The organism is Streptomyces olivochromogenes, assembly GCF_021538895.1.
GTDB classification, from domain to species: Bacteria; Actinomycetota; Actinomycetes; order Streptomycetales; family Streptomycetaceae; genus Streptomyces; species Streptomyces olivochromogenes_A.
On record NZ_JADDRL010000116.1, the window covers coordinates 1 to 15,133 of the forward strand.

12 protein-coding genes and 1 riboswitch are annotated in these 15,133 nt (G+C 72.3%); of the genes, 9 read left to right on the plus strand and 3 right to left on the minus strand.

The genetic code is table 11. From position 1 onward, the window contains the following. From IPZ69_RS37750 to IPZ69_RS37775, 6 genes are all read left to right on the plus strand, one after another. A partial coding sequence (locus IPZ69_RS37750; RefSeq protein ID WP_235459226.1) for a flavodoxin-dependent (E)-4-hydroxy-3-methylbut-2-enyl-diphosphate synthase occupies positions 1-451 on the plus strand: 451 nt, incomplete at its 5' end. Positions 452-485: 34 nt separating this feature from the next. Continuing rightward, the gene (gene dxs / locus IPZ69_RS37755; protein WP_235459227.1) at positions 486-2,444 is read left to right on the plus strand and encodes a 1-deoxy-D-xylulose-5-phosphate synthase; all 1,959 of its coding nucleotides are present in this window, start codon (positions 486-488) and stop codon (positions 2,442-2,444) included. Further along, positions 2,441-3,826, plus strand: coding sequence for an aspartate aminotransferase family protein (locus IPZ69_RS37760; RefSeq protein WP_235459228.1), 1,386 nt, complete (start codon positions 2,441-2,443; stop codon positions 3,824-3,826). The genes dxs and IPZ69_RS37760 overlap by 4 nt, the downstream gene beginning before the upstream one ends. Before the next feature lie 100 nt (positions 3,827-3,926). After that, a complete protein-coding gene (locus tag IPZ69_RS37765) occupies positions 3,927-7,316 on the plus strand; it encodes a hypothetical protein (RefSeq protein ID WP_235459229.1) in 3,390 nt (1,129 codons plus the stop codon). 93 nt (positions 7,317-7,409) lie between these two features. Further along, positions 7,410-8,021, plus strand: coding sequence for a helix-turn-helix domain-containing protein (locus IPZ69_RS37770; RefSeq protein ID WP_235459230.1), 612 nt, complete (start codon positions 7,410-7,412; stop codon positions 8,019-8,021). Beyond that, positions 8,018-8,140, plus strand: a complete 123-nt coding sequence (locus tag IPZ69_RS37775; protein ID WP_235459231.1) for a DUF6126 family protein — start codon at positions 8,018-8,020, stop codon at positions 8,138-8,140. Before IPZ69_RS37770 ends, IPZ69_RS37775 begins: the two co-directional genes overlap by 4 nt. Positions 8,141-8,185: 45 nt before the next feature. Here the strand turns inward: IPZ69_RS37775 and IPZ69_RS37780 are convergent, their stop codons facing one another. Then, complete coding sequence (locus tag IPZ69_RS37780) at positions 8,186-8,983, minus strand: tyrosine-protein phosphatase (protein WP_235459232.1); 798 nt, start codon at positions 8,981-8,983, stop codon at positions 8,186-8,188. Between the two features lie 173 nt (positions 8,984-9,156). On the opposite strand from IPZ69_RS37780, the gene IPZ69_RS37785 reads away from it, so the two are divergent. From IPZ69_RS37785 to IPZ69_RS37795, 3 genes are all read left to right on the plus strand, one after another. Next, on the plus strand, positions 9,157-11,229 hold the full coding sequence (locus IPZ69_RS37785) for an alpha-galactosidase (RefSeq protein ID WP_235459250.1): 2,073 nt from the start codon (positions 9,157-9,159) through the stop codon (positions 11,227-11,229). A 498-nt stretch (positions 11,230-11,727) separates the two neighbouring features. Further along, positions 11,728-11,870: riboswitch (cyclic di-AMP (ydaO/yuaA leader) on the plus strand. 2 nt (positions 11,871-11,872) lie between these two features. Then, positions 11,873-12,841: a M23 family metallopeptidase gene (locus tag IPZ69_RS37790; RefSeq protein WP_235459233.1), complete on the plus strand. Its 969-nt coding sequence runs from the start codon at positions 11,873-11,875 to the stop codon at positions 12,839-12,841. 255 nt (positions 12,842-13,096) lie between these two features. Next, positions 13,097-13,882, plus strand: a complete 786-nt coding sequence (locus tag IPZ69_RS37795; protein WP_235459234.1) for an SGNH/GDSL hydrolase family protein — start codon at positions 13,097-13,099, stop codon at positions 13,880-13,882. Positions 13,883-13,981: 99 nt separating this feature from the next. Here IPZ69_RS37795 and IPZ69_RS37800 read toward each other — a convergent pair whose 3' ends face one another. Together IPZ69_RS37800 and IPZ69_RS37805 are read right to left on the minus strand one after the other, a co-directional pair. Then, on the minus strand, positions 13,982-14,602 hold the full coding sequence (locus tag IPZ69_RS37800; protein WP_308407581.1) for a TetR family transcriptional regulator C-terminal domain-containing protein: 621 nt from the start codon (positions 14,600-14,602) through the stop codon (positions 13,982-13,984). Positions 14,603-14,676: 74 nt separating this feature from the next. Beyond that, entirely contained in the window at positions 14,677-15,096 is a 420-nt protein-coding gene (locus IPZ69_RS37805) for a hypothetical protein (protein ID WP_235459235.1), read from the minus strand. Between the last annotated feature and the right edge of the window lie 37 nt (positions 15,097-15,133).

Genomic DNA, 15,133 nt, shown 5'->3' on the forward strand with positions numbered 1-15,133 from the left:
TCCGGCCTTCCAGGGCACGATCAAGTCCGCGGTCGCCTTCGGCGCCCTGCTCTCCCGGGGCATCGGCGACACCATCCGCGTGTCCCTGTCCGCGCCTCCCGTCGAGGAGGTCAAGGTCGGCATCCACATCCTTCAGTCGCTGGGCCTGCGCCAACGCCGCCTGGAGATCGTCTCGTGCCCGTCCTGCGGGCGTGCCCAGGTCGACGTCTACAAACTGGCCGACGAGGTCACCGCGGGCCTGGAGGGCATGGAAGTGCCCCTGCGCGTCGCGGTGATGGGCTGCGTCGTCAACGGTCCGGGGGAGGCCCGCGAGGCCGACCTCGGTGTCGCCTCCGGCAACGGCAAGGGCCAGATCTTCGTCAAGGGCGAGGTCATCAAGACCGTCCCCGAGTCGAAGATCGTGGAGACCCTCATCGAGGAGGCCCTGAAGCTCGCCGAGCAGTTGAAGTGAGTTGAAGCAAGGCACGACCGAGAGGGGGCCCAGCGTGACCATTTTGGAGAACATCCGGGGACCACGCGACCTGAAGGCGCTGTCCGAGGCGGAACTCGGTGAACTGTCCGAAGAAATACGGGAGTTCCTGGTGTACGCGGTCACCAGGACCGGCGGTCACCTCGGACCCAACCTGGGCGTGGTGGAACTCACCGTCGCGCTGCACCGGGTCTTCGAGTCACCGGTCGACCGCATCCTGTGGGACACCGGCCACCAGAGCTATGTACACAAGTTGTTGACGGGACGTCAGGACTTTTCCAAGCTGCGCGGCAAGGGCGGACTGTCCGGATACCCCTCCCGCGAGGAGTCCGAGCACGACGTCATCGAGAACAGCCACGCCTCCACCGCCCTCGGCTGGGCTGACGGGCTCGCCAAGGCCCACCGGGTGCTGGGCGAGAAGGGCCATGTGGTCGCGGTCATCGGCGACGGCGCGCTGACCGGCGGCATGGCCTGGGAGGCGCTGAACAACATCGCGGCCGCCAAGGACCGGCCGCTGATCATCGTGGTCAACGACAACGAGCGCTCCTACGCGCCGACCATCGGCGGCCTCGCCAACCACCTGGCCACCCTGCGCACCACCGACGGCTACGAGAAGGTCCTGGCCTGGGGCAAGGACGTACTGCTGCGCACCCCGGTCGTCGGGAGCACCCTCTACGAGTCCCTGCACGGCGCGAAGAAGGGCTTCAAGGACGCCTTCGCGCCGCAGGGCATGTTCGAGGACCTCGGCCTGAAGTACGTCGGGCCGATCGACGGCCACGACATCTCGGCCGTCGAGTCCGCGCTGCGCCGCGCCAAGCGCTTCCACGGACCGGTCCTCGTGCACTGCCTCACGGAGAAGGGGCGCGGCTACGAACCCGCCCTCGCCCACGAGGAGGACCACTTCCACACCGTCGGCGTGATGGACCCGCTCACCTGCGAGCCGCTCACGCCGTCCAACGGACCGTCCTGGACCTCGGTGTTCGGCGACGAGATCGTCAGAATCGGCGAGGAGCGGGACGACGTCGTGGCGATCACGGCGGCCATGCTGCACCCGGTGGGCCTCGGCAGGTTCGCCGAACGCTTCCCCGACCGGGTGTGGGACGTCGGCATCGCCGAGCAGCACGCGGCGGTCTCGGCGGCCGGGCTCGCCACCGGGGGCCTGCATCCGGTCGTCGCCGTCTACGCCACCTTCCTCAACCGCGCCTTCGACCAGCTGCTGATGGACGTCGCGCTGCACCGCTGCGGGGTGACCTTCGTCCTGGACCGGGCGGGCGTCACCGGTGTCGACGGGGCCTCCCACAACGGCATGTGGGACATGTCGGTGCTCCAGGTCGTACCGGGCCTGAGGATCGCCGCGCCGCGCGACGCCGACCAGTTGCGCGCCCAGCTGCGCGAGGCCGTGGCCGTGGACGACGCGCCGACGCTGGTCCGATTCCCCAAGGAGTCGGTCGGTCCGCAGATCCCGGCACTCGCCCGGGTCGGCGGCATGGACGTGCTGCACCGGTCCGAACGGCCCGACGTCCTGCTGGTGGCCGTCGGCGTGATGGCACCGGTGTGCCTGCAGGCCGCCGAGCTGCTGGCGGCGCGCGGCATCGGCTGCACCGTCGTCGACCCCCGCTGGGTCAAGCCCGTCGACCCGGCCCTGCCGGGCCTCGCCGCCGGGCACCGACTGGTGGCCGTCGTCGAGGACAACAGCCGGGCGGCCGGTGTGGGGGCCGCGGTGGCGCTCGCGCTGGGCGACGCCGATGTCGACGTACCGGTACGGCGGTTCGGCATCCCGGAGCAGTTCCTCGCGCACGCCAAGCGCGGCGAGGTGCTCGCCGACATCGGCCTCACGCCCGTCGAGGTCGCCGGCCGGATCGGCGCGAGCCTGGCCGTCCGCGACGCCGACGGCACCGGCTCGGCCGTCGAGAACGCGGGGGGCTCCGGCGCGATCCCGGCCGGGAGAGCCGAGAAACAGGAGAGGACCGAATGACGACGGAGTTCGACCTCGGCGCGCTCTTGGCCGAGCGCGGAGCCGAGCGCTACGACCTGCACGGCAAGTACCTCAACCACCAACTGCCGCGCATGCTGCACACCATCGGCTTCGACAAGGTCTACGAGCGCGCCGAGGGCGCCCACTTCTGGGACGCGGACGGCAACGACTACCTGGACATGCTCGCCGGGTTCGGGGTGATGGGCCTCGGCCGCCACCATCCCGTCGTCCGCAAGGCGCTGCACGATGTCCTGGACCTGAACCTCGCCGACCTCACCCGCTTCGACTGCCAGCCGCTGCCCGGCCTGCTGGCCGAGAAGCTGCTCACCCACAGCCCACACCTGGACCGGGTGTTCTTCGGCAACAGCGGCACGGAGGCCGTGGAGAGCGCGCTGAAGTTCGCCCGGTACGCCACCGGCAGGCCGCGGATCCTCTACTGCGACCACGCCTTCCACGGCCTGACCACCGGCTCGCTGTCGGTGAACGGCGAGCGGGGCTTTCGGGACGGCTTCGCCCCGCTGCTGCCCGACACCGCCGTACCGCTCGGCGATCTCGACGCCCTGGCGCGGGAGTTGAAGAAGGGCGACGTCGCCGCCCTGATCGTCGAACCGATCCAGGGCAAGGGCGTGCACGAGGCCCCGCCGGGATATCTGCGCGCCGCCCAGGAGTTGCTGCACCGGCACAAGGCGCTGCTCGTCGCGGACGAGGTGCAGACCGGCCTCGGCCGGACCGGCGACTTCTACGCCTACCAGCACGAGGAAGGCGTCGAACCCGACCTGGTGTGCGTCGCCAAGGCACTGTCCGGCGGCTACGTCCCGGTCGGCGCCACCCTCGGCAAGGACTGGATCTTCAAGAAGGTCTACTCGTCTATGGACCGCGTCCTGGTCCACTCGGCGAGCTTCGGGTCCAACGCCCAGGCGATGGCGTGCGGTCTCGCCGTGCTGTCGGTGATGGAGGACGAGCAGATCGTCGCCGGCGTGCGCGCGACGGGCGAGCTGCTGAAGTCCCGGCTCGCCGCGATGGTCGACAAGTACGAGCTGCTCGCCGACGTCCGCGGCCGGGGACTGATGATCGGCATCGAGTTCGGCCGGCCCTCCTCGCTGAAGCTGCGCAGCCGCTGGACCATGCTCCAGGCCGCCCGCAAGGGCCTGTTCGCCCAGATGGTGGTCGTACCGCTGCTGGAGCGGCACCGGATCCTCACCCAGGTCTCCGGCGACCATCTGGAGGTGATCAAGCTCATTCCGCCGCTGGTCGTCGACGAGGCCGACGTGGACCGGTTCGTCGACGCCTTCACGTCCGTGATGGACGACGCCCACAGCGGCGGCGGCCTGATGTGGGACTTCGGCAAGACCCTGATCAAGCAGGCGGTGGCCAACCGCTAGCTGCTCGTGAGCCGGGGCCCCGCCGCGGGCCCCGGTCAGGATCCCGGTCGTCCGGAAAAACGGTTCGTCCGAAAGGATCATCCCGGGGCACAATCGCCCGATGCCGACCACCGCGGAAGAGCTGCTGTCCGCACTCGAACCACTGCCTTTCCCGGCCCGTCTCACGCTGACCGCGCGGACGGCCCACCGACTGGCGGAGGAGGGGCGGCTCGCTCCGCTCCTCGCCGGCCTCGACGCGCGGGGTCCCTACGAGCGGCGGCTCGCGGCGCTGGCCGCCCTCGCCGGACGGGACGCAGGCTTCCTCGCCGAGCGGCTGGCCGACCCGGACGCGGTCGTCGCCGGGTACGCCCTGCGCGCCGCCCGGACGCTGCCCGTACCCGACGAGGTGGTGGAGGCGGCGTACGAGGACGCACCGGCCGTACTGCGGCACCGGCTGGCCCGCGTGCTCGCCCACGGCGGCCGCGGCGCGCTCGCCGAGCGGCTGGTGGCGCGGCTGGGCGAGCAGTGGGGTGACGCCGAGGCGGCCCGGCTGCTGCCCGCCTGTTCCACCGCGTTCGTCGCACGGGAACTGCCCCGGCTCGCGCACGCCGTCGAGGCCTGGACGACGCTGGCACAGCGCCATCCCGACGCCGTCGTGGACCACTGCGAGCGCGCCCTTGCCGAACGCGCCGACGCCTGGCGGCAGGAGGAGTGGTGGCGGCTGAACGCCACGACCGTCGCGGCGCTCGCCCCGCAGCGCCCCGAGCGGGTGCTGGCACTGCTCGAACAGTACGGACCGCCCAGACTGCCGCCCGTGCTGTACTGCGGACTCGGCCCCCTGATCACCGCCGACGTCGAACGCGTGATCCGCTGGATCACCTCGCCCGAACGCCGCGAGAACCGCCACGAGCCGGTACCCCCGCCCGGTGTGCTGCGCCGACTGGTGCGGGCCGATCCGCACTCGCTCCCGGAGCTGGGCCGCCATTGGGAGCACCGCGCCCACTTCGCCGCGCTGCTGAAGGCCATGGCCCCCGGCCGGCGCGCGGCGTTCCTCGACACGGTCACCGGCGGCTGGACGGACAGGGAGCCATCCCGCTCCGAACTCGAATTGCTGCCCCGCGAACGCCGCTGGGCGGAAGTGCGGCGGGCGGCGGCCGAGTTCGACGACCCGGACGATTTCTGGGAGGACCTGCACACCCTCGCCCACGGCCCCTTCGCCGAGGCGCGGTCCGCGCTGCTCGCCGCGGCGCGTCGGCCCGACCCCGATGACCGGGAGACCGCCTGGGCCATGCTGGTGCGGTGCGCGGCCCGCGACGGCGGCCGCGAGGCGATCACCGGGATGCTGGACGAGCTGGGGCGCCTGCGCAACGAGCGGGACCCCGTGCGCGCTGAGGCGCTCGCCGCGCTCGCGGCGGTGCGTCCGGCGTTGTTCGGCCCCGACCACGCGGCGTCGCTCGACCGGATCGCCGTCGACGCCCTGCAGGCGAGGGACTGTTCGGCAGGCACCCTGGCGGCGGTGCGCACGCTCGCCGGGCGTGTGCTGGCCGAGCACGCCACGGCCGCCGACCCGGCCCTGCGGGCCTGGGCGCTCGGCACCCTGGAGCGGATGGTGGGACGGTTCGGCGTGCCGGACCTGGGCCCGCTGCACCGGGTCCTGCGGCGTGGCCAGGAGCACGAGGTGTTCGAGGCACTGCGCCCCTGGCTGCGGTCCGCCGCGGACCGCTCCGACTTCCGGCTGCTGGTGGGCCTGGCCGAGGCGCTGGGCCCGCGTGCCCGGCGGATGCCCGAGCTGCAGGACCTGCTGGCGCCGGCCGTGGAGCGGGGCGACGACACGACGTTCGAGGCGGCGGCGAAGCTGTGGCTGGCCGCGCCGGCCACCCGCGGCGAGCGGGTCGCCAGGATCGTCGCGCTCGAACCGTCGGCGGTCGTCCTTCCTCCCGTCCGGGAGGCCCTGGCCCGGCGGCGGACGGATCTGCTGGACGCCCTGCTCGCGGACGAACCGCCGTACGGTCGCTTCCTGGTCCAGGGGGCCCGGCGTCCGCTGCCGGACCTCGCCGCCGCCGACCGCTGGCTGCCCCGGCAGCAGAGGGCCGCCGCAGAGCTCGCCGGGCGGATGGCCGCCGACGGGTCGCTCCCGTCGGACGACCGGGCCGCCGCGATCCGGGCGGCCGCACCGGTCCCGGAGCTGGGGCACGCCCTGGCGATGCGGTACAAGGACGACGATGACGTGGTGGTCGCGGAGGCGGCGTTCGCCGCGCTGGCGTGGACCGACCGCCCCCAGGACGCCCTGCCGGTCCTCCTGGAACAGGCCGGCGGCGACCGGGCGCGGGTCGCCGTGTACGCGGCGGGCCGCGTCGCGCATTTCGCCGCTCCCGCCGAACTCGCCCTGGCGCTGGGCGCGTTGCTGACCGGCGAGCGGGCCGCGAAGGTGACCGCCCGCAAGGAGGCGGTGCGGCTCGCGACCCGTTTCCTGCCCCGGCGCCAAGCGGTCGCCCTGCTGGCAGGTGCCTTCCGGGCCCCCGACAGCCACCCCGATGTGCGGGCGGCCGTCGTCCGCTCCCTGCCGCCGCTGCTGGGCGTGCCGGAGACCTGGGATCTCCTCGCGGACGCCGCACACGACGAGGCGCCGGCCGTGCTCCAGGCCCTCGTGGAGGTCAGCCCCTGGGACCTGGCCGCCGCGCACCGCGCCGCGTACGGCGCACTGGTCGACACGGCGTACGACGCCTGCCTGGACTCGTACGGCGGCTATGGCTCCTACGGCGTCCTGAAGAACATCGGCGCCTGGACCCGCTACGCCCCCGAACTGACCGGCCGGCTCTCCCGAACGGTCTGCGACCTCGGCGGCCGCAGGCACTGGCAGTACGCGGCGTGGGTACTGCGCGAACTGGCCGCCTCCGATCTGCCGCATCCCCTCGGCGGTGGGGCGCCCGGCAGCGTGCTGCACGGCGCCGTGAGCGAGCTGCTGGCCGCGATGCACACGCCCGAGGGAGGCGGCGACGCGCTGGCGGACCGGGACCAGCCGGCGCTGCAGCGGCTACGCACCCTGGTGCCATCGGGTTACTCCGACCGGCCCCACCGGCCCGACCTGCTCCGGGGGATCGCCGGGCTGCTGGCGCGGGAACCGCTGCTGGCGGCCGAGCGCGCCTTCCTGCTGGTCAGGCTGGTCGACCTGGCCGTGGAGCCGGACGCCGTCCTGGCACGTATGCGGGAGCTGGCGGCGGCCCTGGAGGGCGCGGGAGTTTACGTCGCGCGGCAGGCCGCGGGAGCGCTGCGGACCGACCGGGTCCGCGGTGATCTGTTCCGGCGCGGCGGGGCCCTGCTGGCGGCCGCCGACCCGCTGGCCCGCGACGGCGGCACCGTCACCGGTCTGCTGGCGGCCGGCCTGGTGGGCGGGGCCGGCAACGCCCTCGGCTGGCCGGAGGAGTGGCGGGCGGTGCTGCGCCTGCTGCGCGGGCATCCGGACCCCGACGTGCGGTACGAGGCGTACCAGCGCATGACGGATTCGGAGTGACCCTCAGCATGACCGTGGCGGAGTGACTCTTCGGGCTTTTGCCTCTGAGGCAAGAAATTTGCCGCAGAGGCAAATCTTCGGCTCAATGGAAACATGAACGAATCCGAGCCGGTGTTCGGCGGCGACCTTCCCGCCGTCGCTCCCCAGCTGCGCGCCCTGCGTCGGCGCACCGGCCTGACCCTGGAGGCCGCGGCCCGGTCCGCCGGTCTCTCACCGGCCCATCTGTCCCGGCTGGAGACCGGGCAGCGCCAGCCCTCGCTGCCGATGCTGCTCGCACTCGCCCGTATCTACGGTACGACGGTCTCCGAATTGCTGGGCGAGACGGTCGCCGACCGGGACGCCGTGGTGCGCGCCGCCGACATGGAACCGACCCGGGCGGGCGGCTGGACGTACATCCAGGCCGGCGCCTCCGGGCGGGCCATGCAGGCGCTACGCGTCCGGGTGCCGTACGGCACCCAGGGCGACATCGTGCGCGTGCACCCCGGCGAGGAGTGGCTGCACGTCCTCACCGGACGGCTCAGGCTGCGCCTCGGCGACACCACGCACCTGCTCGCGCCCGGCGACAGCGCGCACTTCGACTCGCTCACCCCGCACCGCCTCGCCGCCGAGGAACACGACGGCGTGGAGCTGCTGTTCGTCCACACCCTGCTGCAGAGTCCCACGGCCACACTGTGCCTGGGCCCCCTGACCGGAGAACTGCCATGAGCAACATCGAGGACAAGTTCCCACGCGCCCTGTGGGTCCGTCTCATCATCTACATCGCCGTCGGGCACGTCTTCGCGGCGTTCCTCTATCTGCTGTTCGCGGTCGGCGCCAAGGGCTGACCCGGCCGACCACCGGGCGGCGAGGCCGCCCGGCACCCGGCGGCCTCAGTCGAGCAGGCGCTCGCGCAGCCGCTCCCGGGCCTCCGGGGCGAGCCCCAGACCCTGCGTGAGGTAGGCCTCCGTGCCGCCCCAGGTCTCCTCGATACTGTCGAACGCCGCCTGCAGATACTCGGCGCGCGCGTCGAAGAGCGGGCTGAGCAGCTCCATCACCTCGGGCGTGTACGCGGTCTCCGGGCTGCCGTTGCGCCGGACCTTGTAGCGCCGGTGCTTGGCGTTGGACTCCAGGTAGTCCGTGACGATCGCCTCGCGCTCCACACCCACGGCGAGGAGCGTCACGGCTATGGAGATGCCCGCGCGGTCCTTGCCCGCCGCGCAGTGCATCAGCGCGGGCACGCTGTCCTCGGCGATCGCGTGCAGCACCCGCGAGTGCTCGGCGGTGCGCTCCTTGACGATCATCCGGTACGAGGCGACCATCCGGGCCGCCGCCTTGCCGTCGTCAAGGATCTCGCGCAGCTGGTCGAGGTCGCCCTCGCGGACCATCTTCCAGAACTCGGCGCCGTCCGCCGGGTCGCTCAGCGGCAGGTTCACATTGCGCACCCCCGGCAGCGACACGTCCGGGCCCTCCAGCCGCTGGTCGGCCGCGTTGCGGAAGTCGAAGATCGTGTGCAGGTCGAGGGCGGCGAGGAACGCCGCGTCCTGATCGGTCGCGTGCGCGAGATGGCCGCTGCGGAACAGCACCCCGGCGCGCACCCGGCGCCCGTCCACGGTCGGCAGCCCGCCCACGTCACGGAAGTTGCGCACACCGGCCAGCTGGGGCTCGGTCGACGGGACCTGCTGCGTCACGGGGGCTCCTCTCACACGGTCCCCGGCGGCGCGATTCGCCGACGGGGCACGCTGTCGACGATACGACATCGGTTTCCTTGGGCACTGAGTTGTCCACAGGCGTTGCCCCCGAGGCACTTCGCCCTTGATGATGTTCGTGCTTGAGCGAATCTGTTGGCACTTGTGAGGGCGTGATGGTGGACATCGCCGAGAACGAACGGACCTGGCTCCTCTCGGGGCCGAGCAGCAGTTACGCGCTCCATCTCACGGAGGAGGACGAGCTGCTCCACCTCCACTGGGGCCCGAGCATCGCCCTGGTCGACGCCGAGGCCCTGGCCGTGCGCCCGCTGCCGGGCTACTGGCCCTTCGAGACCCCCCTCGACGGACGCGAGGAGTACCCGGTCGAGGGTGGCCCCCGCTTCGTCCGGCCCGCCCTGTCCGTGCGCACCGAGGAGCGGCGCGGCACCGAGTGGACCTTCACGGGCCACGAGGTCGAGGGCGACGAGCTGCGGCTGCGCTTTTGGGACGCAGGGCTGGCCATCACGCTGCACTACCGGATGCGCGGCGACGTGGTGGAGCGCTGGGTGACCCTGGACAACGAGGGACCCGCGCGCGTGGAGCTGCTCCGCGCCGACGCGGCCACCTGGACCCTGCCAGACCGGGAGGGTTGGCGGCTGTCCCAGCTGCACGGGCGCTGGGCCGCCGAGTCCCGGCTCACCAGCGCCCCGCTCACCCACGGCGAGAAGGTCATCGGCAGCCGCCGCGGCCACACCGGCCACCAGCACCTGCCCTGGGTCGCGCTCGACACCGACGCCACCGAGGAGCGCGGCGAGGTCTACGGCTGCGCGCTGGGCTGGTCCGGCTCCTGGCGCATCGCCGTCGCCCAACTCCCGGACGCGCGCGTGCAGATCACCGGCGGCGCCGGCTACGACGAGTCCGGCCTGCTGATGCTGGAGGCGGGGGAGTCGTACACCAGCCCGGTCTTCGCCGGCCTGTGGAGCGACGGCGGCTTCGGCGGCGCGAGCCGCACCTGGCACGCCTACCAGCGGGCGCACATCATCCCGGACGCCGACCGGGACCGGCCGGTGCTGTTCAACTCCTGGGAGGCCACGAACTTCGACATCTCCGAGGATCAGCAGTCGGCGCTGGCGCGGCGCGCGGCGGCGATCGGTGTCGAGCTGTTCGTGGTCGACGACGGCTGGTTCGGCGCCCGCACCAGCGACCGCGCGGGGCTCGGCGACTGGACGCCCAACCCCGACCGCTTCCCGAACGGCCTCAAGCCGCTCGCCGACTCCGTGCACGCCCTCGGGATGCAGTTCGGCATCTGGGTCGAGCCCGAGATGATCAACCCGGACAGCGACCTGTACCGCGCGCACCCGGACTGGGTGCAGTACCAGTCGGGACGAAAGCGGACAGAGCTCCGCAATCAGCTCGTACTCAACCTGGCCCGCGAGGATGTCCAGGAGTACCTCTGGGAGCAGCTCGACGCGCTCCTGTCCAGCGCCCCCATCGACTATGTGAAGTGGGACTTCAACCGCTGCTTCACCGACGCCGGCTGGCCCGGCGAGCCTTACCCGCAGCGGCTGTGGGTCGATCATGTGCGCGCGTTCTACGCCCTGTTGGACCGGCTGCGGGCGGCCCACCCGGGCGTCGCCTTCGAGTCCTGCTCGGGCGGCGGCGGCCGGATCGACCTCGGTGTCATGAGCCGCACCGACCAGGTGTGGACCTCCGACAACACCGATCCGCTCGACCGGCTCGCCATCCAGCACGGCTTCACCCAGATCCACCCCGCGCGGGTCATGGCCGCGTGGGTCACCGACAGCCCGAACACCCAGCTCAACGGCCGGTTCAGCTCCCTGCGCTTCCGGTTCGTGAGCTCCATGGCCGGAGTCCTCGGAGTGGGCGGCGACCTCGCGGAGTGGAGCGAGGAGGAGCTCACCGAGGCCGGGGAATGGGTGGAGCTCTACAAGGAGATCCGTCCGGTCGTGCAGCGCGGCGAGCTGTACCGGCTGCGGCCCCCGGAGGGCGGGCTGAGTGCGGTGCAGTACGTGCTCGGGGACGAGACGGTCGTACTCGCCTGCCTCCAGGCCCAGTCCTACGGTGAGCCGGTCCCGGCGCTGCGGCTGCGCGGCCTCGACCCGACGGCATCGTACGAATGCCGCGAAACAGGCGAAATACACCGCGGTGCGGTCCTGCTGCACCACGGTCTGCGCGCCGGCCTGCGGGGCGATTTCGACGCGGCCGTCTTCCGTCTCCGTCGCATTTGAGGCTTATGCCCCAATTAGCCCCTTCATTCCAACTTGCTCTGGAATGAAGGGGCCTGGCAGGCGGTGCGTGAGGAGCGTCATACGGTGACCGTCCGTCGTGCGTCATGCTCACGTAATTCGCGTGCTTTTCCTGGGATTTGACGGGGCGAACCGGGCGGGAATGCACGGAGGGTGACCGGGAATTCCCGTAACGGATCAAGCGAAAGCCGGACACAAGGAACCTTCTGCTTGTCCGTTCGCATCTTGCTCGCTTACGTTCGCCACCAATCCGGTCGGAACGCCGAATCCTGCCGCCGCCCGGAGCCCCACACACACTCACCCGTGCACGGCAGGAGCGGGGGACCCACCAGGCACGACGGCCTGTTCCGGTCTCCGGGACGCCTAGGGCCTGTCGTCACATTCCCGTCTGCCCCGCGACGCCTGGCACGCACTCTCGCCGCACCGGGCGAAAGCCCAAGTACGTCCAGTACGAGGACTTCCGCCCGGCACACCGAGAGCACGCACCAGACGCCGCAGGGCCGCCCTTCGGGCGACGACGGGAATGTGACGACAGGCCCTAGGGGTGAAGCCGCGCCTCACGCGGCCGGGCAGCTCCAGCCCGAACCCGACAGCTCACCTCGCAGGCGTCGGAGAGGAATGCGCCATGCCCGCGAAGGGTAAGCACCGCCGCCCCAAGACCCCGCGGTTCAGCCGGTCGATAGCCGTCGCCGGTACCGGTGGCGCCGCGCTGGCGCTGCCGCTCCTGGGTGCCACCGGCGCCCACGCGACCACCGCGCAGTCGGCCGCCCAGTCCGTCGCGGAAAAGGCCGTCCAGTCGGTTCCGACCGTCGCGAAGAAGGCCGCGAAGGCGCATGTGGGGACGCGTACGTACACCGTGAAGTCCGGCGACTGCCTCGCGAAGATCGCCGACGAACACCAGGTGCGCGGCGGCTGGCACCGGCTCTACCGGGACAACCACGAGGCCGTCGGCGGCAACCCCTCGCTGATCCACCCCGGCCTGAAGCTCCTCCTCGGCAAGAAGGCCGCGGCCTTCACCCCGCCGTCCCGCGCGCAGGCACCCTCCTACGCTCCCGCCGCTCCCTCCGCCCCGGCCGCCAAGCCGTCGGCCGTGTCGGACGCGTCCGGGCAGAGCGCCCCGGCCGCCGGCACGTCGGCCGACACCGCGGCGAAGGCCTCGGCCGACAGCGCGACCATCGCGCCCACCGGCTTCACCCTGCCGGTCCAGGGCGCCACCATCGGCACCTCGTACCACGTCGCGGGCAGCATGTGGTCCAGCGGCTACCACACCGGCGTCGACTTCGTCGTCCCGACCGGCACCCCGGTCAAGGCCGTGGGCACGGGCACGGTCGTCTCCGCGGGCTGGGGCGGCGCCTACGGCAACCAGGTCGTGATCCGGCTCGCCGACGGCTTCTACGCCCAGTACGCCCACCTGTCCCAGCTCTCCGTCACGGCGGGCCAGGCCGTGGCCCCGGGCCAGCAGGTCGGGCTGTCCGGCGCGACCGGCAACGTGACCGGCCCGCACCTGCACTTCGAAGTCCGCACCACGCCGAACTACGGCTCGGACGTGGACCCCGTCAGCTACCTTCGCGCGCACGGCGTCGCCGTCGCCTGACACGCGGCGCGCCTACGCAGCCGAAGGCCGGACCTCGATCCCCCCGGGTCCGGCCTTCGGTGTGTCCCGGGCCGGGACTTCAAGGTGTTTCGGGGCTTCAACAGGCCTGTGGGACCACCTATTCCCCCATTGGCAAACTCTTTAAGAGTGTCTTATCTCACCGTTCGTCAACCCCTTCCTACGATCGCGTAGGTCACATCCGAAGGGGAATCATGGGCCGATGTGGCAGACGATTCGAAGAATGACAACAGATCAGTGATCGGGTCGTACGTGGCGGTGGGGGACAGCTTCACCGAGGGCGTCGGCGACCCCGGCCCCGACGGGGCATTCGTCGGCTGGGCGGACAGGTTCGCGGTTCTGCTCGCGGACCGGCGCCCGGAAGGCGACTTCAAATACACCAATCTCGCGGTGCGCGGGAAACTGCTCGACCAGATCGTGGCGGACCAGGTCGCGCAGGCCGTCGAACTCGCGCCGGACCTGGTGTCCTTCTGCGCGGGCGGCAACGACATCATCCGGCCCGGCACCGACCCGGACGAGGTGGCCGAGCGCTTCGAGCGCGCGGTCTCGCAACTGACCGCCGTCGCCGGGACGGTCATGGTGACCACCGGCTTCGACACCCGGGGCGTACCCGTGCTCAGGCACCTGCGCGGCAAGATCGCCACGTACAACGGGCACGTCCGGGCCATCGCCGACCGGTACGACTGCCCCGTGCTCGACCTGTGGTCCCTGAAGACCGTTCAGGACCGTCGCGCGTGGGACGGCGACCGGCTGCACCTGTCGCCCGAGGGCCACACCCGCGTGGCCCTGCGCGCCGGTCAGGTCCTCGGCCTGAAGGTTCCGGCCGACCCGGACCAGCCCTGGCCGCCGCTCCCGCCGCGCGGCACCCTGGACGACCGTCGCGACGACGTCCACTGGGCCCGCGAGTACCTCGTCCCGTGGATCGGGCGGCGGCTGCGCGGCGAGTCCTCGGGGGACCATGTGACGGCCAAGGGCGAACTGTCCCCGGACGACATCAAGATGCGGATCTCCGCGGTGGCCTGAGCGCCGCCGCCGGACGGTTCACGACGTGGCGGCGGCGCCCCGCGAGGGGCGCCGCACGTCCCGCGGTCCGGCAAGGGGCATGCGCCCCGCAGGGATCGCTCAATGCTCCTGGGCCGGCAACGCCTCTTGTTCCAGGCCCAGTTCCCGGGCGAGGGCCTCGTCGACCCAGGCCTGCGCCCGTGAGCGCGGCACCGCGCCCGAGTAGGACGTGAGCTGCACGGCGAGCCCGTCGAGCAGGGCCGTCAGCCGCAGGGCGGTCCCGGTCGGATCCGGGCACCGGAACTCGCCCGCCGCCACACCCTCCGCGATGACCTCGGCGATCGCCGCCTTCCACTGCCTGTCGAGGTCCCGGGTGACCTCCCGCAGCGCGGGCTCGCGCAGTGCCACCGCCCAGCCCTCGATCCACAGCCGCCAGCCCTTGGCCTGGCCGGTGGGCGCGTACCAGCGGACGGCGGACCGCAGTCGGCGCAGCGCGGTCGTCCGGCGGCCCAGCAGCTTGCGCAGATGGGCGAGATCGTCCTCGGCGGCGTAGGCGAACGCGGCGGCGACCAGCTTCTCCTTCGAGGAGAAGTGATAGAGCACCAGCGCGTTGCTCACACCGAGCGCCGAGGCCACGTCGGCGATCCTCACCGCCGCCACGCCCCGCGCCTCGATCTGCCCGATGGCCGCCCGCAGCAGTTCCTCCCGCCGCTCCGCCACGCTCAACCGCACTCTCGCCACGCGGTCACCCTAATCCCTGGCGCGGGGGCCTCCTCGCGGCCGGCCCCCCCGCCGGGACCGGCGCCCGTCCCCGGTCAGTCCACGAACTGGTAGTCGCGCGCGATGCGCCCGTCCCCGTCCAGGACCAGGAACTCCAGGCCGCCACCGGTCGCCCGGCCCTCCTCCTGGTGGAAGGACTCCCAGCGGAAGGTGACGACGTCCCGCAGCAGCCGGGGCGCCTCCCGGACGCGGAAGACGTACGTCCCCGGCGCCACGAACTCCTCGTACGCACGCGCCACGCGCGCGTACAGCTCCTCGTGGCCACGGGCCTCCAGGACGGCGGTGGCGAAGCCGAGGCCGACGGCCTCGTCGTGCATCGTGCGGGGCGGCAGCAGGACGTGCCGTCCGTCCTCGGCCCAGAGGGCGTGCACGGTCTTGCGGCGGGTCTCCGGGTCCGGCTCGTTCCAGAGACCGATGTAGCGCTCGATCAGGGACTGCGGGTCGATGGCGGACATGGCGGGCTCTCCTCGCGACGCTCGGGTGGGTGTGCCC